The 21,790-nt window shown below is 43.1% G+C and carries 19 protein-coding genes; 5 read left to right on the top strand and 14 right to left on the bottom strand.

Going from position 1 to position 21,790, the window contains the following annotated elements; genetic code table 11:
• Nucleotides 1-61: 61 nt before the first annotated feature.
• Genes RQP50_RS17555 through RQP50_RS17545 form a run of 3 tightly spaced genes read left to right on the top strand, consistent with a single transcriptional unit; the run spans nucleotide 62 to nucleotide 1,945 of the window.
• The gene (locus RQP50_RS17555) at nucleotides 62-445 is read left to right on the top strand and encodes a GntR family transcriptional regulator (protein ID WP_021262161.1); all 384 of its coding nucleotides are present in this window, start codon (nucleotides 62-64) and stop codon (nucleotides 443-445) included.
• Entirely contained in the window at nucleotides 442-1,308 is an 867-nt protein-coding gene (locus RQP50_RS17550) for an ABC transporter ATP-binding protein (RefSeq protein ID WP_315746214.1), read from the top strand. Before RQP50_RS17555 ends, RQP50_RS17550 begins: the two co-directional genes overlap by 4 nt.
• Nucleotides 1,298-1,945: an ABC-2 transporter permease gene (locus tag RQP50_RS17545; protein ID WP_072730268.1), complete on the top strand. Its 648-nt coding sequence runs from the start codon at nucleotides 1,298-1,300 to the stop codon at nucleotides 1,943-1,945. Before RQP50_RS17550 ends, RQP50_RS17545 begins: the two co-directional genes overlap by 11 nt.
• Before the next feature lie 281 nt (nucleotides 1,946-2,226).
• On the opposite strand, the gene RQP50_RS17540 is transcribed toward RQP50_RS17545, so the two are convergent.
• The 4 genes from RQP50_RS17540 to RQP50_RS29360 form a co-directional block, all read right to left on the bottom strand.
• Complete coding sequence (locus RQP50_RS17540; protein WP_315746213.1) at nucleotides 2,227-5,340, bottom strand: hybrid sensor histidine kinase/response regulator; 3,114 nt, start codon at nucleotides 5,338-5,340, stop codon at nucleotides 2,227-2,229.
• A 182-nt stretch (nucleotides 5,341-5,522) separates the two neighbouring features.
• Nucleotides 5,523-7,238 (bottom strand): hypothetical protein, encoded by a 1,716-nt coding sequence (locus tag RQP50_RS17535; RefSeq protein ID WP_315746212.1) that lies wholly within the window; start codon nucleotides 7,236-7,238, stop codon nucleotides 5,523-5,525.
• 205 nt (nucleotides 7,239-7,443) lie between these two features.
• The gene (locus RQP50_RS17530) at nucleotides 7,444-8,280 is read right to left on the bottom strand and encodes a protein-glutamine gamma-glutamyltransferase (RefSeq protein ID WP_072730270.1); all 837 of its coding nucleotides are present in this window, start codon (nucleotides 8,278-8,280) and stop codon (nucleotides 7,444-7,446) included.
• A gap of 28 nt (nucleotides 8,281-8,308) precedes the next feature.
• Complete coding sequence (locus RQP50_RS29360) at nucleotides 8,309-8,413, bottom strand: BBE domain-containing protein (protein ID WP_370510435.1); 105 nt, start codon at nucleotides 8,411-8,413, stop codon at nucleotides 8,309-8,311.
• A 394-nt stretch (nucleotides 8,414-8,807) separates the two neighbouring features.
• Here RQP50_RS29360 and RQP50_RS17525 point away from each other — a divergent pair, with 394 nt between their 5' ends.
• Nucleotides 8,808-9,857, top strand: coding sequence for a hypothetical protein (locus tag RQP50_RS17525; RefSeq protein ID WP_072730271.1), 1,050 nt, complete (start codon nucleotides 8,808-8,810; stop codon nucleotides 9,855-9,857).
• Nucleotides 9,858-10,034: 177 nt separating this feature from the next.
• Here the strand turns inward: RQP50_RS17525 and RQP50_RS17520 are convergent, their stop codons facing one another.
• Complete coding sequence (locus RQP50_RS17520) at nucleotides 10,035-10,754, bottom strand: YebC/PmpR family DNA-binding transcriptional regulator (protein ID WP_021252781.1); 720 nt, start codon at nucleotides 10,752-10,754, stop codon at nucleotides 10,035-10,037.
• A gap of 265 nt (nucleotides 10,755-11,019) precedes the next feature.
• Here RQP50_RS17520 and udk point away from each other — a divergent pair, with 265 nt between their 5' ends.
• Nucleotides 11,020-11,643 (top strand): uridine kinase, encoded by a 624-nt coding sequence (gene udk, locus RQP50_RS17515; protein WP_021252782.1) that lies wholly within the window; start codon nucleotides 11,020-11,022, stop codon nucleotides 11,641-11,643.
• A gap of 133 nt (nucleotides 11,644-11,776) precedes the next feature.
• Here udk and RQP50_RS17510 read toward each other — a convergent pair whose 3' ends face one another.
• The 9 genes from RQP50_RS17510 to RQP50_RS17470 all read right to left on the bottom strand — a co-directional run bounded on the left by RQP50_RS17510 (nucleotide 11,777) and on the right by RQP50_RS17470 (nucleotide 21,613).
• Nucleotides 11,777-14,449, bottom strand: coding sequence for a DUF4855 domain-containing protein (locus tag RQP50_RS17510; protein ID WP_315746211.1), 2,673 nt, complete (start codon nucleotides 14,447-14,449; stop codon nucleotides 11,777-11,779).
• Nucleotides 14,450-14,671: 222 nt separating this feature from the next.
• On the bottom strand, nucleotides 14,672-14,869 hold the full coding sequence (locus tag RQP50_RS17505) for an ATP-binding protein (RefSeq protein WP_315746210.1): 198 nt from the start codon (nucleotides 14,867-14,869) through the stop codon (nucleotides 14,672-14,674).
• Nucleotides 14,870-15,237: 368 nt separating this feature from the next.
• On the bottom strand, nucleotides 15,238-15,765 hold the full coding sequence (locus RQP50_RS17500) for a GNAT family N-acetyltransferase (protein ID WP_315746209.1): 528 nt from the start codon (nucleotides 15,763-15,765) through the stop codon (nucleotides 15,238-15,240).
• 228 nt (nucleotides 15,766-15,993) lie between these two features.
• Nucleotides 15,994-16,620 (bottom strand): class I SAM-dependent methyltransferase, encoded by a 627-nt coding sequence (locus RQP50_RS17495; protein WP_315746208.1) that lies wholly within the window; start codon nucleotides 16,618-16,620, stop codon nucleotides 15,994-15,996.
• Nucleotides 16,621-16,648: 28 nt separating this feature from the next.
• Nucleotides 16,649-17,410 carry a class I SAM-dependent methyltransferase gene (locus tag RQP50_RS17490; protein ID WP_315746207.1) on the bottom strand — a complete coding sequence of 254 codons (762 nt, stop codon included), beginning with the start codon at nucleotides 17,408-17,410 and terminating at the stop codon, nucleotides 16,649-16,651.
• A 17-nt stretch (nucleotides 17,411-17,427) separates the two neighbouring features.
• Nucleotides 17,428-18,273, bottom strand: coding sequence for a LicD family protein (locus RQP50_RS17485; RefSeq protein WP_315746206.1), 846 nt, complete (start codon nucleotides 18,271-18,273; stop codon nucleotides 17,428-17,430).
• Nucleotides 18,270-19,001 carry a phosphocholine cytidylyltransferase family protein gene (locus RQP50_RS17480; protein WP_171417857.1) on the bottom strand — a complete coding sequence of 244 codons (732 nt, stop codon included), beginning with the start codon at nucleotides 18,999-19,001 and terminating at the stop codon, nucleotides 18,270-18,272. Before RQP50_RS17480 ends, RQP50_RS17485 begins: the two co-directional genes overlap by 4 nt.
• A 64-nt stretch (nucleotides 19,002-19,065) precedes the next feature.
• Entirely contained in the window at nucleotides 19,066-20,112 is a 1,047-nt protein-coding gene (locus RQP50_RS17475) for a pyridoxal-phosphate-dependent aminotransferase family protein (protein WP_315746204.1), read from the bottom strand.
• 64 nt (nucleotides 20,113-20,176) lie between these two features.
• Nucleotides 20,177-21,613, bottom strand: a complete 1,437-nt coding sequence (locus RQP50_RS17470; protein ID WP_315746202.1) for a CDP-glycerol glycerophosphotransferase family protein — start codon at nucleotides 21,611-21,613, stop codon at nucleotides 20,177-20,179.
• Between the last annotated feature and the right edge of the window lie 177 nt (nucleotides 21,614-21,790).

Here is a 21,790-nt window from a genome sequence, read left to right as displayed (position 1 = left end):
GTGCATACTGTGTATCTATCTAATATACAGTATGCACAGTTTCGAGCAAAGAGGGTATTTTATGAACATTATTATTAAGAACGTGTCCGACGTTCCCTTATATCAACAGATCAAGGATCAGATCAAAGACGCGATTCTGCGCGGCGATCTGAAGGAAGGCGAACTTCTCCCCTCCATTCGCTCACTTGCGAACGATCTGCATGTCAGCGTACTAACGACCAAGCGCGTATACGCTGAGTTGGAGGAAGAAGGATTTATCATGACGAGGGCTGGGAAGGGCTCGTATGTGGCGCCAGAGAGCCAAGAGCTGCTAGCAGAGTCCAAGCGTCATCTCGTGGAATCGAAGCTCGCGGAGGCATGGCAGCTAGCCCGGACACTAGATATTCCGAAGGAAGAACTACGTGAAATGATGGAACTACTATTTGTAGAGGAGGATGAGCAATGAGCAATCTATTGGAAGTAACGAATGTTAACGTCCAATTTGAACACTTTCGTCTGAACAATATTAGCTTCGCCCTACAAGAAGGCTGTATTACTGGATTTATTGGAACGAACGGTTCAGGGAAGACGACGACCATTAAAGCCATTCTAGGACTCATTCAGAAGAACGGGGGCAGCGTTTCGTTTCTGGGGAAGGAAATGGACAAGCATGAGCGCGAGTTGAAAAACCGCATCGGCATCGTATTTGATGAAGGCTATTTCTATGATGATATGACGCTGTCGGAAATGAAGAGCATCATCGCTCCTGCCTATACGAACTGGGATGAAGCCATCTTCCAACGCTATATCCAGCGCTTCAATCTGCAGCTGAATCAGAAGATATCGACCTTATCCAAAGGCATGCGCATGAAATATGCAATTGCACTCGCCATGTCCCATCATGCCGATCTACTCATTATGGATGAGCCCACGAGCGGTCTTGATCCCCTCATCCGGAATGAACTGATGGAGCTTCTATTGGAGTTCATGAACGAGGAAGGAAAGAGTGTCTTTTTCTCCACACATATTACGTCTGATTTAGAGAAGATCGCAGATACCCTGTTGATGATCGATCATGGGGACATCTTATTTCACGAAGACAAGGATGCATTGCTGGATTCACATGCCCTTGTGAAGGGAGACAAGAAGCTGCTGAATGAGCGCACAGAATCCCTCTTCTTATCTCTACAGGTTACCGCATACGGATTCGAAGGCATTACGCGCAGCATTCCCGAAGTGCGGCAGCTGATGGGCAACGTGCATATGGAGAAGCCGTCCATCGAGTCCATTATGCTGGCTTACATAGGAGGTCATCGACATGCTCATTAATCTGGTCAAAAAAGATCTCATCCTTACGAAAAAGTATTTGCTGGTCATGCTGCTATTCGCCATCGGTGGACCTCTATTTATATCTTATCGGATGCCGCTGAGCGGAAATGGAAACATCAGCTTTCTTATTACCGTACTCTTTATGGAGTTTATTCTATTCAATACCGTGTCTGTATCGGAGGAAAAGTATAAGGGGGCCTCGCTGCTGTGTGCCACTCCCTATACACGCAATGCGCTAGTCAAGGCTAAGTATCTGCTCGTTCTCACCATCTTTATTGTGAGTCTCGGCCTTTATACAATCACATCCCTTGTCGTTCCACAACTATTAAGCCGCTTGAGTGTCTTGGGCGTAGGGACGGCCTTGCTGCTCGTCAGCCTGTACTTGGGCGTGTTGATTCCGTTGCAGTACAAATATGGTTATGAAAAAACGAAGTTCATATCTATGATGATCATATTCGTGACTCCCTTCATCACTCCAGTGATCATGAAGTGGTACCAGTCTCGGCCTGTTTCCATTTCGATCTCGCTTCCACTTCCACACGAGATTCAGCAGTGGATTCCATGTATCATTGCGCTTGCCATTGGCATCGTGTCGATGATGATATCAATTCGTATTTATGCAAGCAAGAACTTGTAATTATCCGTACAAGTCGCAATCTAAGAAAGTAAACAATACATCTTAAGGCGAGGGATAATCCCCCGCCTTATGTCGTTCATAAGCATGTGAACGTCTACCTCTTTTTATGGAAAAATAGTAATTTAGCCATCTGCCCTTCAGCGAGGAGCCACAACAATTCAATTCCCTTGTTCTTCAATTTCTGCAGCAATCACCTGTATATTCATAAGGGAGGGCTGCCTAAAGGTCAGTAAGGTGACCTAGGGCAGCCCTATAAATCATTTCACAATATCAATCCATTATTATTTCGTCATAGCAAAGGATACACTCGTCCCCTCATTCACCTTACTGCGAATAACGAGACCCGCTCCATATAGCTGCTTCAATCGTCGGTCTGTATTGAGCAGCCCAATTCCCCGCTTCTCAATCCCATGGAATTCAAGCAGAGTACCAACTCGATGAGCATCCATACCTACACCGTCGTCGCGAATCTCCACATGAACATACCGTTCATCCTGCGTAATCCTGATCCACACTGTTCCCCCACGAGCACGGCTTAGCACCCCATGTCGAATGGCATTCTCCACAAGCGGCTGGATTGTCAGTGGCGGAATCATCACCCGAATGTGCTGCTCCAGTTCCCAAATGACATTCAGTCTGTCCTCGAAGCGAGCATACTCGATAAATAAGTAGGAACGAACGAGATCAAGCTCATGTTCAATCGGTACCAGCTTCGACGAGTTCAAGAAGTCGAAGCTGATTCTCAAGTAAGAGCTGAATGCCTCAATAAGGTCATTCATCTTGTTCGTGTCGAAATCACTGAGCGCCGTAATCGTGTTCAATGTATTGAATAAGAAGTGAGGCTGGATCTGTGCCTGCAAATAAGCAGCCTCCATGCGCAAGCGATCGTTCACTGCCTGCTTCAACTCCGTCAGCGCCTGTACGCGGGAGCGCAGTTCCATAGCATCAACAGGCTTCGTTACATAATCATTTGCACCCGCCAAAAATCCCGAGTGCACATCCTCCGCGTTGCTTCGCGCAGTTAGGAGCAGAATAGGCAATTCCAGAATCGTAAAGCGTTCGCGAATGAGACGAGTTAACTCGTAACCGGACATATGGGGCATCATGACATCCGTAATGATCAAGTCCCACTTGGCTGCATCCAGCTTGCTTAAGGCCTCTTTGCCGCTCGTTGCTCTCACAACCTCATATTGATCGCTGGACAAGATGTCCCCCAGTATTTTTAAATTCACGCGATCATCATCAACAATCAATACCATTGGCTTATACAGGGCCGAGGCCGCCTGCTGCTGCACCACATGAAACTCGTCAGAGATCATGCTCACCTCGCTTGCAGCCTGAGCAGATACAAGCGCCTCTATCTGGTTCTCCTCCTGCACAAGCGGAATGGTATCCAGTTCGGCCAATTGCAGGGTGAAGGAAAATACAGAGCCCTTCCCCAGTTCCGATTCCACATCCAATCTTCCACCATGCAGCTGCACCATTTGCTCACAAATGCGAAGTCCAAGTCCGATTCCCCCAGCACTTGTATTCGTATCCGCAGTTCCTTGCTCATAAGCATGGAATGCCCGCTCCTGCAGTTCCTTATTCATGCCAATGCCTGTGTCAGCAACAGAGATACAGGCCAGTCCTTCTCGAACCTCTGCGGAAATCGTTATTGAGCCCTCGTCCGTGAACTTGATTGCATTATGCACAAGATTGGACAAAACTTGAACTAATCGCTTCTCATCCGCTATAACAGGCGGAAATGTATCTGGTATCGCCATAACCAGCTGAATTGGCTTGCCCTCCATCATGAAACGCAGCATGTCCAGCACGCCAGACGCCACCGACTGCACATGAAGCGGAGTGCAATATAAAATGACTTTCCCTTCCCGAAGCTGTGCCAAGTCAAGTAAATCATTAATGGTATGCGACATTCGGCGACTGATCGTAATAAGCAGTTCCATATCTTCCCTGCTCTTCTCATCCATCAGTTCCTTCTCCCGTGTGACGACGGACTGCGCAATATTGATGACACCGTGCAGCGGCGTACGCAATTCATGCGACGTGTTTGCCAAGAATAGATCCTTCTTCTCGTCAGCCTCCCGCAACTGCTCGTTCAATTTTGAATTCTCTTCAGCATTGCGGAAATATCCCTTGAACCAATACGCCGAAAATCCAACAATCGAAGCGATGATGTTGATCGGATAGTAAATCATATTTTTCGTTCCGCTATAAATAAAGACACTCCAAGTAACCCCCGACATGACACTGACAGCCGCAAGCAGCAAAATATAAGCTTCCCTGCGATTTTGATAGACCATCTGCATAATCAGGGATGATAACCAAATTATCGGGAAGAGATAAAGCACGCTGAAAATCTTATAGGCCGTCGTGAAGAAAATATACGGTGCAGGGGCAACAAGTGTAAATGCTGTAAACATAACTAAGAAGCCCGTATATCCGTAGAACAGCTTACCGCGCCGTGTAAATCCGGAAAAGTTCCTTCCCATAATCATCATGAAGCAGGCATGCCACAAATAAGCAAGAATCTTGATTCGAAGCGCCCAGGTATAATTGATTGGAAGCCATAACAGCAGGATCGAATCATTGTCAGCGATGACTAATGTACCTGTCATTGTCATTAATAACCCGAAAATAATAAACGTCTTCTCTCTCGGATTAAAGCAATATAAAATGATGGCATATAGGCCATGCAGCATCAAAATGATAAAGGTAGCTAGTTGAAAACCGATGGAATACCAGCGTTGAAATCCAACTGCAGCCTCCGTTCCGAATCTTACAGAGCGAACGATGCCTCCTTTATAGGGACTGTCGAAGTTGGAGACCTGAAGCAGAACCTCGATAACGCCTTGATCCTCTGCCTCGACCTCATAAGAAGCGGTAAATGATGACTGAACGGGTCGATACGACTCCACATCGGTGGCCACTACCCCCGATTTCGCACTGATCTGTCCATTGATGAGAAAAACGTTGGCAGCTTGAATTTCTCTTATCCAAAACGTGTAGGGTTGACTTACCGTCTGATCAACCAATATACGAAGCCGGTACGTCCCATAACCATATGAATTGCTTTTATGCTGCTGCCAACCTTCCCTCCAATCTCCGGGAACCTGAACATAGCTCGATTGGCCTTGGAACTGACGCAGCTCATTTTCACTAGATAGGAATGCATCCGGATAGAACTCCCACTGGCCATCCAAATATACGGTATGCCTGTTATCCAGCTTCATGCCGCGCATATCAGCTACCCCATTAGCCACCTGGACATGCTGAGATGCTTCCAGAGTAATAAGCCATGTTACGTGAATACTGGCAAGCAAAAGCACGAACAATAACGTGCTCACAATGACTTTTTTCTTGTTCATCATTCTATGAAATTTCGACAGCAATCTTCTTTTTCCTGCACGTTGGAATCCTCGCCCATTTTCAATGTTTGCTAATAAAAAGGCGAAGAGCTCTTCGCCCCTCGCCTCATACAATCGTACCTATCATCGTTCTTCCAGCATTATTTCCCTATCTAATATTCCCTATCTATTCCCCGTCTATTACTCTATCGACTATCACTCATCTGCTATTCGACACGCAGCGTATACCATTCGATTGCCGAAGGCTTGCTCGTGATCTGACCCACCATTGGGTTGGCATAGTACCACGTAATCGACTGATCTTGCACAAGCGGCATCATGTTCCCAGGGGATGGAACACCCCCAAGATAGGTCGGCTGCTTAAGCATCGTTCCCTGGCCATCCACGACCGCATACTTCATTCCTTCCCCGAGTCGGCTCGACTCCGTCCATAACAAGACAAACTTATTATCATCGATCTTGCTAATATATGTATCCCTGATGAACACGCCGTCCTCAGACGTATGCTGTGTCAGCCATATCGGCTGGATGCTTGATTGATCTTGCGCATTCTTCGGCACGACACTAAGGAATACATTTTTGCCTTTCCCATCTTGTGAACCGGCGGTACTGTTGGTGCCAATGGCAAGATAGCTGGATGCAGATACTTCTAGTCCGCCCAAGTTGGCGCCTGTGTAATTATCACCGATCTTGCCCGGTATATTAATGAGGTCAATTTTTTTCGTAATCTTACCACCCTGCTCCACCTGCAGTACAATAGAGCGCGGATACGCATCGCCATGGTCAGCGTATACGATTCGATCTCCATCTATGCGAACATATGTAGCAAAGGAATGGCTCACATGGTTAGACGGGAACTGACCACTCTTACTAAGCACCTTCATCGCAGCCATATCAATGGTAAAGGTCATATTCGACTGATGCCGCAAACCATCCTTAGCGGTCTTATAGCGAAGACGAGTCGATTGAACTACGAGTTTGCCATTGGCACTGTCCATCGTAACATTCCCAGATCTGAACGGTTCTGATACGTACACATCTGATACATCTACCTGACCAAGCTTGTCCCACGAAGCATTATATTTCACTACGCAATATACTGCCTTTGTGCTGGATTCCTCCATGTTGTCTTGTCCGAATACGAGATAATAATTGCCGTCCTCACCTTGATGGAAGCCTCCGAATTTGGGCAGCTCCATGTTCAGCGTCTTACTTCCCGCTGCGGTATAGTCCTTATTGAATTGCTGAATATGTATCTTCTGCTTGTCCGAGTCCCATTGCAGCAAATTCAGCTGTTCATCCTTCAGGAACAAATAGCGGGCAGCTGGCTCGAACCAATTTCCATAATGATAATCATTGGTTGTACGCAGCTGGGTAACCCCTTCAATAGAGCGGATCGCCATCTCTGGTTGGGCAATGATATGAATTGAACTGCTTAACGCCCGCCACAGAACGGGAACATGCAGCTGCTCCCCTAATTCCCGCAGTTGAAAATAATTGCTTCCCCCGATATTATAAGACGTCAATTGAATTTCTTTGCCATCTACATATACTTTGGAGGAAGTCGGTATCGCCTGTCGTTCAGCTGCCTTGCCTGACTGTGCAGACTTCTTGGCAGGCTCTAGCTCCCCTCCGATTGGGGTATAGGCTTGTCCTGTATGCATACGAATCGCATTACTCGTGGTATCAACGGTTACATCGAAGCTGCTCTTCGTCCCCTTCAATGCCATTGCAACATCTCTCAACTTGAAGTAGTTGCTGCCCCCAATATTGTAGGCATCCATCTGATTCATCGCTTGTCCATTAATGCTCACATTGGCCTGAGTCGGCCGCGCCATTACGGATTTGTCTGCAGCCTGAACGGAAGCAGCCATTCCCAGCATCATCACGAAACTGAGGAGAATACTTACTTTTGTTTTCATGAAATTGATGTCCCCCATTTTTCTATCTAGCTTCGCTCATGGCTTGCATCACTCATCGCACACCATGGCCATCCATATCGTCCATAATCTCTACCATTCTATAGCAACAATCTAAATTGTACAACGAGCCTAGCGGCGATTGACGGCAGTAGAGCACTTCATTCTAGTAGGGCTTCAAGACTTCAACCGCCGCCTTCCTTCGAAACTAAACCTCCCTGCTAGGATCCCTGTATGTCTTCGTACCAATTCTAGCAGCAACACCCCATCCACGATGCTCGGAAATGGCTACGTTCCGATTGTCGCGACCATATTGGAGTCGCTGTAGGGCATCAAAATCCGGATGAATGACCTCATTGGATAAATAAGCCGAGGTCTTGCTTCCAGGCTTCCTCGCTCCATTCAAGGCTGTGATCATACCCTGTGAAGAGGTAATGCCAATACCATGCCCGTAATAGAGATCGTTGCCCAGCTTCACGACATTTTCTCCTTGCCACTCCGGAGTACGCGGATTGTAGTCTGGATTTCTAAAATAAAGAATATCCCCTAAAAATGTCTCAGCGAGGTTTGAGTTCGACACCAATCGAAGATTACGGTCATAATTCCAATCCCATAGAAGCAAATCCTGAAAGTAACGGTCAAAAACGGTTTCACCAAGCGTATCTATGACTGCCTTGTACAGAACGATAATAATAGCTGTCGCACATTCAAATGCATACTGTCCCCCATTATGGAAAATATCGTTGATGGCAGCAGAAGGCGAGACACCTCTTCTTAATTGAAATCCCCCCCTGTCCGTGCGTATCCAATACCTCTCGTTGCATCTGGAATCGTCGAATCCAGCAAAATCCACCCCACTATCGTGCAATGCCTTCGCCGCATTCACGATATTGGAGCGCATTCTCAATTCGAACTTCAAGTCATCAAGGGAGTTATATCGATAAACGACAGGACTCTTCTGCTTAGCCGCAATTACACTCCTCTCCAACTCCGATAATCCCAATGTATTGAACTGTCCTGTGTTAACACCTGCAATCTCGATCATTCTTACTCTCCTCCTAAAGTTCCTCTGATTACCGAACGCTTTGCGGGGATCGGAACACATGAAACGGATCGCACTCCTGATTAACTAGGTGTAACCTACAGTACTCTATGCGCCCCCATCTACTCGGGTTCATGTCAGAAAAAGGGGCCTACATCGGATAAGCATGAAATCTTCATAAAATAACAGAACTTAAAGCTTATACTACAATATGGAAATCAGTGCAAAAATCCGCTACAATAGTGATTATCATCATCAATACCTGCATGTTCACCTCAACCTTCTGTCTTTCTACTTCCCTTGTTTGCCTTCATCCACACGACATTCAAATTCCTTATTGTGAAGATCGGATAAAAGAATCGGATAGGTGCTCTCGACTGCCTGATACACGGAATATGGACGTATGAGATACCGCCGTTAATACATAGATGGCTTACAACCTGTGTCTAAAAGGAGGGATCTTAGCTAACCAGCTTGGCTCTACGCATGATTAGAAGACGGAATGTTCTGATAATGAAGGAGGAGTATTGATGAATGTTGGAATACAGCCTGGGAGTGGGCTATATTTGCATGTTAAATGGTTCGCAGCCGATCACGAGTGGACACCTCAAGCAATGAGCAAGGTGCTCACCCCTACCTTTCTGTTCTGGTTTAGCTTCACGATTGTAGTATTGCTGCTTGTTTCGAGATATAACGCAGCTTTGGAGCGCATCCCTATCGTTGTGAAGGTACATTCATTTCTCAATAAGTTAAAACGCTTTCACCTATTGATTATGCGAGTGGGTGTTGGCATTGCACTGTTGATGCAGATAAGCACAGGCTCCTACCTAGCTCCCACATTGCGAATCGAGACATGGTGGGTCTATGCACTTCTTATTACTAGCTTGCTTGGTCTGCTTCATCGCAAGACCTTGTTTATAAGCGGTATAGTGTTAGGCGTCTTATATGTGAAGGCACTCGCTAATTATGGAATGTTCCACATGCTCGACTATATGTTCTACCTCGGCATCATTTATTATTTGCTTGTCTCGAACACGAGATGGAGCCGTTCTGGCATCCCTGTCCTCTATATATGGACCGGCTTGTCTCTTGCGTGGCTTGCGATGGAGAAGCTGACCCTCGCCAAGCTGGCGTGCTCCCTGATGCACGAATACGGAATTCCGTCACTAGGCTTTACCGTTGAAGACTTCGTACTGATCAGCGCCTTTATTGAGCTTGGCCTTGCATGGGCATTTATCGTCGGTATTATGAATCGATTCACAGCTCTGCTATTAACCGGATTATTCCTCGTCACAACCACTGTATTCGGATTTACCGAAATCATCGGCCATATGATTATGCATACGATACTGCTCATCTTCCTTATTGTTGGCCGGGACGGCTATACGACATTTCTGCTCTCCAGACGCGCTCCCAAACTACGCAGCTTCTTCGTGGTGCTGCACTTCACCATTATGATCTTCAGTATGATGACCGTGTACATATGGATGGGGCAGCCTAGCAGCGGATTTACTGTACCTGATCCTGCGACGCAAGCAGCACAAGCGAGTAAAATACCGGCATTTTGCCCAATCAAGTGACGCAGCTAGTAGCATTTTTACCAGTAACCTCGTATTTCGTGTCGGCCAAAAATTTAAGCGTTATAACTTATTGACCATTGGTACCTCGACGTAGGTGGCTGTTTTTCTCTCAACAGAAATGAAAAAAGACACCATTCGGGTGTCTTTTTTCATGATGCATATCGTATTGCGGCTCGACTATCCTTCCAGATCCACGTTGTGGTAGACTTGCTGCACATCATCAAGATCTTCGAGCGCATCAATCAGCTTCTCGAACTGTGCCTTCTGATCGTCGTCCAAGACTACTTCGGTCTGGGGCAGCATCGTAATTTCAGCTACGCTGAATTCCGTAATGCCCTCATTCTTCAGCGCTTGCTGAACAACATGGAATTGATCCGGCTCCGCGTAGATGATTACCGCTTCATCCTCTTCCAAGATGTCGCGTGCGTCTACATCGGCGTTCATCAAGATTTCCAGAACATCGTCTGCACTCTTGCCTTCCAGACCGATAACGGCCGTCGGACTGAACATATACGTTACAGAGCCGCTTACGCCGAGACTTCCGCCATTTTTGTTAAATGTGGAACGAACCTCCGAAGCAGTGCGATTCACGTTATTGGTCAAAGCGTCTACGATCACCATGGAACCGCTTGGACCAAAGCCCTCATAGCGAAGCTCATCATAGTTCTCATCGGAGCCGCCCTTTGCTTTCTCGATCGCGCGATCAATGATCGCCTTTGGTACATTGTATGTTTTGGCACGTTCAACCACGAATCGCAATGATTGGTTCAGCTCGGGATCAGGCTCGCCTTGCTTCGCTGCAACGTAGATCTCTCTGCCGAAACGCGCATATATACGACTCGTATTCGTGTCCTTAGATGCTTTTTTTTCCTTAATATTATTCCATTTACGCCCCATACTGTATCTCGCTCTCTTTCCGCATAAAGTATGCATACTCCATATAATTATATCTTTTCGAGAGAGCTTGGGCAAATATGAAAACTTTTGAATTTCAATTCTTAGCTAGTTATATTGGCGATTTTTCCGGTAAAATTCAGACATTTCTAGCAAACAAGATATCCGTTCACACTGTTAATTCGTACAAAGGTGTAAAAAACAGAAAGCTGTGTTAAAATACTGTAATTGCACCCGCTATTTTGTTAGGGAGGTTTAGTGAATCACCATGCTCATTATCGGTATCACCGGAGGCACCGGATCCGGCAAAACAACGGTTGCCAAGTCCGTCATTGACCGTCTTGGATCAGATAAAGTCACATTCATTTCCCAAGACAACTATTACAAAGATCATTCTCACCTCAGCATGGCTGAACGCGAAGTAATTAACTTCGACCACCCGCTCGTATTCGACAACGAGCTGCTGCTTGAGCATGTGAACCTGCTCAAGCAAGGCAAAACTGCTTATGCACCGGTATACGACTTTACCGTTCATGCCCGTTCCACGGATGAGACGGTAGAGCTGAAGCCGAATAATATCATCATCATCGAAGGGCTTCATGTGCTGTTCGATGAAAATTTACGTCAATTGCTCGACATTAAAGTATTTGTGGACACCGATCCAGATGTACGGATTCTACGCCGTGTACTTCGCGACATTGAAGAGCGCGGTCGGACGATTCATTCGGTCTACAACCAGTATCTGACTTCGGTCAAGCCGATGCACGATGCATTTATCGAGCCTTCTAAGAAGTACGCTGACCTGATTATTCCAGAAGGCGGTCAGAACGAGGTAGGCATTCACATGCTGTCTGTGCTGACAGAGAAATATTTGACGAGCGAATGGAATTAACGTGAAGAAGCCGCTCGAATGGCAGACCTGCATCTGCCATTCGAGCGGCTTATTTTCTTATGAGCCGAGTGGCTTTTTGCTAAATGGTATACAGTCAGTGAGGAGATACTCGCCCTCTCTGTCTGTTATGGCTTTACATTGTAGGTTCGAAGCTTTCCAGCGTCTTCATGCCATCGGCTCCAAAAATATTGTATACTCCAAATTCATAGAAGGAGTAGCCATAGTCCGTGTTTCTTTGAATTCCTTCGAACTTTACATATCTCGCTTCTGTCGGCGTGAAATGAATCGTGTCCCGCCCATCTTGAGCCGTAATGATTCCATCGTTCTTCGTCGTGATATTTACCCATTCTTTCTTATCGTTAGACACGAGGATTCTGTATGTTTTGGCGCGAGCGTATTCCCAATCAATGCGGATCGTATCGAACTCCTTCACCTCACCAAGATCAATCGTGAACCAGGAATCATCTACATAATTGCTTGCCCATCTTGTCGCAGGGGAACCATCCACAGCTTTTTGCGGCATGTAATTTGGATTGTTGCCCTCTACCGAGGAAGCTTCAACCGCTTTATTCTCCGCCAAGTTGCCAAGAAGGTAGTAAGCATTATCCTTCAGCGTGTTGTAAGCACCATCTGCAATGTGGCCTTTGATCTTCTGGAACTCCAACATCGCATTGAACATCTTGATAAACTTATTGAACTTTTCATCATTACCTTCGAATCTCTTCGCATTATCCAAATGAGCCTGCAAGGAGCGAGCCGCCCCCGGATTTTTGAACTGGTTCTCTCGCTCGAATTGATCAACTAATGTTTTGATGAGATCCACATTTGTCCCAGCATCAATGATATAAGTTGTCTTTTTCGATTTGCCCGAAGTCACCGTAACCGTAAGTTCATGCTTGCCAAGCTTGCCTGCAAAGTTAATTGGCGTACCTGCCGTGTACGGCTTGCCGTCGAATGTCGCAGTAACTTTAGTAATGCCGCTTCCGTCGTCATCCTTGAGCTGCCATGTAAATTGCACCGTCTCTGTGGCCGGCACTGTTGTATGGCTCTCCAACGGCTTTCCGTTCATTTGTACGTCAGCATCGGAAGGAACGCCGCTATTCACGCTGTATGTGCCCTTCACGAATTGGTACAGCCAATCATACAAGATCCGATTGGATGGATCCTTGCTTACGGCTGTATTATATACAGCGTCATTGCCCTGATAGTAAGCATTGTAACCATTTTGCATAAACCCAGTTTCTGCGCCGTTGTTCAAGTACTCGATATACTTCTCACGGAAATGGTTATCCGTCAGCATCCGGTCATCAAATTCCAGCTCCATGCCCATGCCGTGCTGTTTCGCTAAGTACGCTGCATCCGGCAAGCGCTCAGGGTCGATGTCATCCTCGAAGAAGTAGTTCGGCTGGTAAGCCACATTATCGATGCCAACATCCTTCCACAGGAATGACTTGTATCCGGAGAAGAACGGAACCCAGAACAGCCTCATGCCCATGTCATGCACCTTGGCACTTGTTGCACGAAGCAGATCTGGTCCCTTGCTATGTGTGCTGATCTGCTCATCTAACCAGTACATACCGACAAGCTCCAAATTGGAGTAGTTGGCAGCAGCCCACTTCTGCTTCACTTGATCCAGCCACCAGTGAACAGCCTTCACCCGGTTAGTAAGTGCCTGTTCCACACCGATCGAGTCGCTGAAGTTCAAGTTGCCATCGCCAATATCACCGAAGTCAGCGATGCCTTCTGCTGGATATGGGATCATATACACGACTTTCGTTTTACGGTTAGGATCGTTCAGCTTCACCCCGACTTCTTTGGTCGCTTCATTTAATTGATACATATCGCCTTGCGCTGCAAATGTCTTTTCTAAGTACCATTTCCAGTCGTCCAGCTTGCTGTTCAGTCCCAAATTACGGCCCATTGGTGTATCTAATCCAAGATAGAGAACTCCATCGAACAGCCAATCTTTCGGATTGCCTGCCTCATCTACATAGCTAATATTCGGAATGATGCGCTCCTTCGACCAATCACCCTTGCCATTCGCATAGTGCCCGTTGTACAGCAGCCCAAGATCGCTAATTCCGGCAGTCGCTTCTCCTGGTGCTTGGAAGGCTGGTGTCTGCGTAGGAACAGTATCTGCACCTTGCACCTTGCCGTCTTCGCCTAGAATTTCAACTTCATCGACTAACGTCATCGCCCTGTTATGCATCATGAAGCTTATCTTCACATAACGTGCATAAGCGATGCCACCGTACGCCAATCCTTCTTTGTTCGGATCCTTGATTCCCTCTTTGTTGCCCTTCCATTCAAACGTCTCTTCATGCTGTCCGTCTATCCATAACGTTTGGAGTGCATTATGAGATAACAAACCCCAATTTTCCTTATCGTCCGATACGTAAATAGACACGGTCAACGGTAAAAGGACATTGTTGTTCGGCCAATCCTGCAAGAAATGAGCCTTAACGGATGAGATTGATTTATTCTCGCCGAGGTCAAATACCACTTCACGCGTTCTCTTCTTCAAATGTCCGACCCATGCCGGGTCTGACTTCGTGACCTTGCCGTACTTGCCATCTGTCAGCTTATAGCCATCATCAGCATACCCTGCTTCTGGTGCTTGCGACCATTCATAAGGGAGACCTAGAGCCAGATTGCGCTCCCCTTGCTGAGGTTCAGCAGCTTGCTGCGCCGTATATTGCTCACTCGCTGGCAACGACGTATTCGCCTCCTCCGCCTGTACTAATGGAACCATCATTGAGAGGGCTAACACCGTAGACATTACGATGGATAACCATTTCTTTTTCATTAATTGAACTCCCTTTCTATATGTAAGATTATGAATGTCATCAAATTCGGTAAGCATGTAATTTGATTGAATATTATTGCGGTTTCATATCTCCCTCCCTTTTCAACTGATGAAACCCACGTATATGATAGCGCTTACTTTTAAAATAAGAGACTTTCTGTCCTATTCAAATAGATTAATCATTACTTTTGTATACTTTTGTTTACCTACTCTATCAAGACATCATTTTATTTGATTTTGCCAGGGATCAACCCCGTAATATAGCACACCCAATTGACTGCGATTCCTAACGGAGAGATCGCCTTGATGTGCTCTTACTATCCGCTGTGCTAACGTTAATCCGAGCCCAGTCCCTCCATATCCCGGATTCCGAGAACTATCGCTTCGATAGAACGGCTCAAAAATGGGAGAGGATATCAAACTGCCCGGCAGAAGAGATTCGAAGCCATCGCATATGGGATGATCTGCAACTATGCGGTAACCCTTGTCGCCGCAACCGCACGGCTCATTACTCCCTTATGCATCCTTATTTATCTTACAGGAATCGTGATATGCCATTCCAAGGCATCGAGCCCATTCTGAGACAGATACTTAAGGTCAACATTTGGGTCGGATTAGTCATCAACATCATCATTGTAGAATGGAATAGTTCATCGAGTTTCGAAGCGATCAGTTCCAAGTAAGGACAAATGAAATTAATACCTTCCTATGCAAAAAGGAGCTTCGTCCATTTGGAAGAGCTCCTTTTGAATGTATAAAGACTCTGATCTACCTAAATCGTAATAGGTCTACTGTTCTTGCTCCGACTTCCTCGAGAAGCAAGAAGCATACAATTTCAGTTCCTCTTTATTTGTAGCAACGTGCCCCTCTAACTTCATTCCGATTTTCTCTAACAGATGACCGGATCGTTCGTTGTCTATCGTGGTGATGGCTACTATGCGTTTTAAACCAAGCGTCGTTCGACCGTATTCCAATGTTGCGGCAGCCGCTTCGTAGGCGTATCCCCGCCCACGGAACTCAGGGAGGAAGGCAAAGCCGATGTCCACATCTGTCAGGGAGTCCCTCTTGATAAGTCCGCACAATCCGATAGGAGTCGAATCTTCCTTCAATTCCGTCAAAAACAAACCAAAACCTAGTCGCTCATAGCTCTCCATCGGACCACTCACAATATAGTCACGCGCACCTTCAACCGTTCTAATCCCTCTATCGCCAATATATCGGTGCCACGCTTCATCGTTCAAGAGTCGTAATATAAACTCTGCATCATCCACAGTCAACTTGCGAAGAATTAATCGATTCGTTTCCATAACCATCAACACAGTTGCCCCTTTCAGAAATCAGAACTAGAAAGCTTATTAAGCAGGTGAGGGAAATATCTATTTTTTTCAAATTATTATAAGTAAAAACTAAAAAAATGGATATCGGTTCTAATTTCCTCGAAACCTGTATCCATTCCTCTATATACTTATTATTAGTTCCTGCTTCTTATACTGAAATTATACTTACACCAAAAGTCCCTGCGGTGCGTAATCCTCATTTATTGATCAAACCGCTTTTTGCGCAATTACTCGAATAACAACCGGATTTTCATCTTTATATACGGCATAATTATTACCCTCTACCATATGATTAACTTTGAATCCTATTGCCTGTAGCTTCTGTACTATTTCTTCAAGTACAATGAATCTTCTATAATGCTCATTATAGAAATACGCATTTCTTCCGACTTTTTCCCCCAACCCAAAAATTTCATCCTTCACACTTCTTACTTCTATAAAAAATTGCCCATCTTTTTTTAAAGAATGATACACATTATGTAAAAGTAAACCTTCTTCTTCTTCCGTAATAGAATGCAAAGTGAAACGACTATATACATAGTCGAAGCTATTTTCCATTAACACGTCTGAATGAATGAAATCATCAACTCTAAACTCAATGTTGTCATAGGAACAACTCGATTGTAAATTCAATATTGCATTGTGTGACTGGTCAATAGCTACTACTCGTAAATTGTTTTCAGCAAAAAATAAAGAATCTCTTCCATTTCCACAACCTAATTCTACCAAAGTTTTTCCTGTTTCCAACATAGGCAAGATATCTTTTGCGAATGGGGTAGGTTCTTTAGTAGCAATCATTTTTGAATAGTAATTATCCCAATACGAATAATCCATATGTTATTTTCCTCTCGTAGCTGCCATATTATTTCTTACTTCTTTGCAAAATGAAAATCCATTGCTTCGTTTCTTTTTGATTTTTGATATCTTCATAGAAAAACTCTTCACTTACTTTTAATTCAAACCCACTTTTATATAAAACACTGAAAATATCGTTATATTCCTTTTCGGTTCTATAAATCGCGCTATATTCGCTCTCTAAATTTTCCGAATAGAATTTATTTAAAGTCAGTCTTTCCTGCAAAGCAATCGGTTCTGATAAATAGATAATACATTCATCGTCAAATCTTTCAACAAGCTTGTTAAGTGCTGCCTTTACTTCATCGTCATTAATGTACATTAAGACTCCGCCCGATATAATAAAACGGTTAAATCTCCCCTTAAAAGGGAACTCAACCTTTCCGTTCGTTAAATCTTGAATGGATGAATGTATAAAATGGGTCTCATCTTTCTTCGCAATATCTTCTCGCGATTGTATTAAGTCGATAAATTCCTTTACATAATCGACTCCGACATATGTGTCTGCCACAGAAGTAATATATTTGGATATACGTCCTGTTCCACATCCAACTTCAAGCACATTACTGTTGTCATCTAAACTTAATAGGGGAAGTCTATGTTCTATTTCGAAGCTTGTCCATGCTTCAATTTTGCTTTTATCTTTGTCTGCACATAAAACTACTGGCGCATCGACATCGACGGAAACTTTCTCGACCGCTCTTTGAGTGTAAAAATTTTTCAAGCTTTCATGATCGATTTTAACATGTTCTTTATATACTCTTTCCATTTTTCATCCCCCTTGTTTTACTTATGCAATTTCAGTTGCAATCCGTTCGAAAACCTAATAAACGACGCATAACTATGACCATGTTGCTTATCAACCGGCGGAAGTTCCATATATTTTCCGTATCTTGATGTTAAGATATCATCATACCGCTTCGGCGCGCGGAATGCATGCCCTTCAAAATTAACCTTTATTGCCTCGTCATACCACTCGCGTTCAAATATATGGCCGACCAAATTGTGACATACTATATGAGATGTTTCTTTCTCGTTGTCCCATTTGGCGAAATATTCGAATACTGCGATGGTGAAATTTCTTGGCATGAAAGATAATGCCTTAAACAATGTTCTACTATATACACTGCCTGCATTCTTTTTCCCGACATGGGACCATAATATTTTTCTACAAACTTTGCAAATGGACATTAAAAGTCTTTGTTTGTATTTATTCGACGAAATATAATCTAACGGGAAAATATCCATGCATATTCCGTCTTTTTGTTCTAAGTGCTCTTGTCCCGCCCGTATGTATGATGTGTTTTTCAATCTTAACTTTCCAAAGACCCAATTGTAATTCTTATCTAGTTTTTGATTTTGTAAGAAAAACTTCTCATGATTCAATTCACTTTTGCAAACTTCACAAAATCTATCATAGTCTTTTCTAAGCATTTGGATATCCACATCATCATCCCAAGGGATATATCCGTCATGTCTAATTGCTCCAAGTAACGTTCCATCAGATAAAAAATATGGAATGCCATGTTTTTCGCATATACGATCTACTTCGATAAGAAGGGAGAACATCTCTTCTTGCAATAGCTTTAATTGGTCGCCATTGAGTTTTATATAATCTATGTCCGATTTCACATTCCGCCTCCTACTGCCCTTTCCACCTTGTCGTCCCTGCTTGTATATGCTAATATTCTTTCGTAATCATCGAAATAGTCAATCTCAGACCAGAACATTCCTTTTACATCAATGGTTTCTATATTTTTTTCTTCTACTAATGAATATAATATATTTTCCCACCATAATTGATGTTGTTGTGCGTTTATTAGACTTTCGAGTTTATCCCTGAATTCAATTAAAAATTTCGCTCTTATCTTTCCCATCCCTACATACTCACAAGTTCGTTCTTTTAACGGCAGGTCTTTGCCGTATTTTTTTATATAACCATTTTCTAGCTGTAGAAAATAGTCACCTTCTACCGTTCTACCTGTGTCCACCATTAAAGCGCAGTCTTTGTTCGTCTTTACAATCAGGTTTAAAATATCGTCATCTATATAAACATCGCCATTCATAATAATAGTATCATCCGTCAATTCCTCTCTTGCAAACCAAAAAGAGGCAATACTATTCGTTACATTGTAAAATGGATTGAAATAATAAGTAACGTCCAGACCTTCTAATGCTTCAAATATTTTAGTTTTGCAATAACCGACACATACGATCGGTTGAATATTTCTTTCTAATAACATCATCACAGTTCTTCTAATCAATGGAATTCCATCAATCGGCAACACGCATTTGGGGATTTCTTCTATCATTCTCGAGATTCTAGTTCCTCTTCCAGCTGCCAGCAAAATAGCTTTCATGAGTACCCTCCCCTTCTTTACTCTTGATTTTTCAACTTGAAAACAAGCCTATTACACAAGTTTTTTATAAAATGTCCTTTTCACGCAAAACATGCAATGCATTGATTAACTTATTGTTGTCTTCTTCTGTTATGGCACCAATGTGACCTACTCGGAATAAGGTCTTACTAAGCGTTCCGCCATTTGGACATACATATATTTGATAATTATTTTTTAAATGGCGACATATTTCGTCAGCAGGCATTTTCCCGTTTGGCCTTAAAGGCGTAACAGCATTTGAGAGAGACTGCGATGAAATTTCAAAAGGTAACCCTCTGATTTTTGTTCTAAAATCTTGAGCAATATGAGCAACTCGCTCTACAACTTTATCGACGCCTATTTCATCAATCATCTGCAATCTTTTTCTTAATTGAATTAATATTCCGACAGCGGGAGTGTAGGGAGTCTGCCCTCTCGTTCCATCCGCTAAGTAATTCTTAAAGTTAAAGTATAGGCTTTTCACCTTTTTGTTCAATACTCTTTCCTGAGCCTTTTCATCTAATACAACAAATGACATTCCCGGCGGTAGAGCAATCGCTTTTTGCGAGCTTAGAATGGTCGCATTAACATTATACTCTCGCATATTATAGTGATCGGCAAGAAATGAGCTAATTGCATCCACAACTAGCATCAAATTATTCCTTTCACAAAATTCACTCACTAGCCCCATGTCGTACAACACGCCAGTAGATGTTTCATGCATATTTATTAAAAAACCCGTAAATCCTTTATTTTCATACTTTTCTAAATGTCGATTCGTTAATAATTCTCCGTGATCTAAGCGAATTTCTTCTGAAGATAATCCGTATATCTCACAAATCTCTTTAAATCTAGTGCCGAAGGAGCCACCATTTACTACAAGCAATTTATCATTTTCGTCAAATATATTCGTAATGGTGGCTTCCATTGCTGCAGTGCCGGAACCAGTCAAAGAAATCAACCGAGAATTTTCAGTTGACCCCACACACTTTTTTATCAGTATTTCATTCTCAAGCATAAGCTTAGAAAATTCATCTGTTCGAAAATACGGGATCTGTTCTGAACCAATATCCAAGACTTCCTGCTCCATCATTACAGGCCCTACTGACAAATTTAACATTCTTGGCTCCATCCCCATCCATAAAGACGAACAATATTTAATTGTTCGTGATCTCATTTAAAATGACTTGATGAATCCTTTGTCCACACGTACCATCTGCATGAACTACACTTTTCTTAAACCTTGAGATCCGTTCTTCCTTTTTGAAATCTTCGTTGCATTCTACCATATCTACAAATTGAGCCACTGAAATATCCTCATTCGTGAAATAACAACCCAAATAGTCTGCATAGTAATATGTATCTTGTTCCAGTTTGTTTTTGCTTAGTAAGCCTAAAACAGGCTTTTCCGTTATGATATATTGCATCATCACAGAGCTATAATCACTTATGATAGCATCAGAAACAGCTACTGCTTGATAAATATCGCTGCTAGTATCAATAATGATATTTGTAGCTTTTTTTAGCCTATTCTCTAACTCTACGTATATTTCTAAAAGCTGCGGCCGCATTGTTTTTATTGTTATTTCAGTAAGTGGGTGTGGCCGCCAAATTAAAACATACTTCTCATGATCCATAAAATAATTTAAAATGTACTCTGCTTGTTCAAACCAAGTATCTATATTCAATAGATCAGCAATACCTGTGTTAAATAATATTACTTTTTTATTTCTAATCGTACTTTGCCAATGCAATGGAGCTTCTCTATGGTCACGTAATGCATTAAACATCGCATCAAGTTTAGGGGAACCTAATACCAATACTTTATCGGCCTTAGTACCATTAGCTACATATGCATCTTTTAAGATTTCTGATTGCACAATGATTTTTGTGACATTATTAAATGATGGAACCCCGTACAATTCCGGTGTACTAGCACTCCCTGCAACATAATAAGGAACATATACTAACATGTCTGTATATTGGGCAAGATTATCAGAGAAAAAGCGTGGGTAAACCATGGTAAGCTTATTATACTGGTCAAATGGATTGTGAATATAAATAACATCAGGTCTTCTATTCTCAAAATCATACACATCAAACGGTATTGTATTTATATCTTTTGGAAGCTCATTTCCTTCATAGCAAAATTTAATGATTTCCCCTTGAGCGTTTTTTTCGTAGTACGGAATAGGAACTACGTAACATGTACAATTCGGATCCTTCTCAGCTTCTCTATATATACTTTCAAGCGAATCCCACATTGATGCTTTATACGGCATGAACGCTATTTCTATATCTGTCTTTATATCATTGATTATCCTAGTTCTTACGTTATTCACTATGATTTTAATATTATTTACATGAGTTATAAATGATTGCTCTTTCTGCATTCCTGGCTTTAAACATTGAACGGCATCAATGGCTTTTTGAATCAGTTCGCGTACTTCATGTTCCTCACTCAGTAAGTTAGACAAAAATACTAGACTATCATTGCAATCTTGTATCATTTCACCAGTATAGCTTACATAATCTATACCTTCTTCTATTGTAGACATAAACTCCAAAATTTGTTTCTTTCGATTTAATCTCATAGTCCATCTCCAGTTAAGTTTATCTATTTTCTTTATGCTCTTATCAACTTTTTTATTATAAGCTCTATTTTATATAAATCTGCAAGTTCCATTTGTATTATTCTATGTTCCGATCAATCTTTTGACCTAACGGTATATTCCATTTTTCTATTTCACCATCAGGTTGCGCTGCACCAG

It is taken from the genome of Paenibacillus suaedae, from assembly GCF_032337355.1.
GTDB classification, from domain to species: Bacteria; Bacillota; Bacilli; order Paenibacillales; family Paenibacillaceae; genus Paenibacillus_B; species Paenibacillus_B suaedae.
The sequence above is the reverse complement of the archived record's forward strand: the minus strand, read 5'-3'. Positions and strand labels throughout refer to the sequence as shown.

Excerpts from the sequence above, each read along its gene's own strand:
- RQP50_RS17555 (WP_021262161.1), top strand. The coding sequence starts at position 62 with ATGAACATTATTATTAAGAACGTGTCCGACGTTCCCTTATATCAACAG.
- RQP50_RS17550 (WP_315746214.1), top strand. The coding sequence starts at position 442 with ATGAGCAATCTATTGGAAGTAACGAATGTTAACGTCCAATTTGAACAC.
- RQP50_RS17545 (WP_072730268.1), top strand. The coding sequence starts at position 1,298 with ATGCTCATTAATCTGGTCAAAAAAGATCTCATCCTTACGAAAAAGTAT.
- RQP50_RS17535 (WP_315746212.1), bottom strand. The coding sequence starts at position 7,238 with ATGAAAACAAAAGTAAGTATTCTCCTCAGTTTCGTGATGATGCTGGGA.
- RQP50_RS17530 (WP_072730270.1), bottom strand. The coding sequence starts at position 8,280 with ATGATCGAGATTGCAGGTGTTAACACAGGACAGTTCAATACATTGGGA.
- RQP50_RS29360 (WP_370510435.1), bottom strand. The coding sequence starts at position 8,413 with ATGAACCCGAGTAGATGGGGGCGCATAGAGTACTGTAGGTTACACCTA.
- RQP50_RS17525 (WP_072730271.1), top strand. The coding sequence starts at position 8,808 with ATGAATGTTGGAATACAGCCTGGGAGTGGGCTATATTTGCATGTTAAA.
- RQP50_RS17520 (WP_021252781.1), bottom strand. The coding sequence starts at position 10,754 with ATGGGGCGTAAATGGAATAATATTAAGGAAAAAAAAGCATCTAAGGAC.
- udk (WP_021252782.1), top strand. The coding sequence starts at position 11,020 with ATGCTCATTATCGGTATCACCGGAGGCACCGGATCCGGCAAAACAACG.
- RQP50_RS17510 (WP_315746211.1), bottom strand. The coding sequence starts at position 14,449 with ATGAAAAAGAAATGGTTATCCATCGTAATGTCTACGGTGTTAGCCCTC.
- RQP50_RS17495 (WP_315746208.1), bottom strand. The coding sequence starts at position 16,620 with ATGGATTATTCGTATTGGGATAATTACTATTCAAAAATGATTGCTACT.
- RQP50_RS17490 (WP_315746207.1), bottom strand. The coding sequence starts at position 17,410 with ATGGAAAGAGTATATAAAGAACATGTTAAAATCGATCATGAAAGCTTG.
- RQP50_RS17480 (WP_171417857.1), bottom strand. The coding sequence starts at position 19,001 with ATGAAAGCTATTTTGCTGGCAGCTGGAAGAGGAACTAGAATCTCGAGA.
- RQP50_RS17475 (WP_315746204.1), bottom strand. The coding sequence starts at position 20,112 with ATGATGGAGCAGGAAGTCTTGGATATTGGTTCAGAACAGATCCCGTAT.
- RQP50_RS17470 (WP_315746202.1), bottom strand. The coding sequence starts at position 21,613 with ATGAGATTAAATCGAAAGAAACAAATTTTGGAGTTTATGTCTACAATA.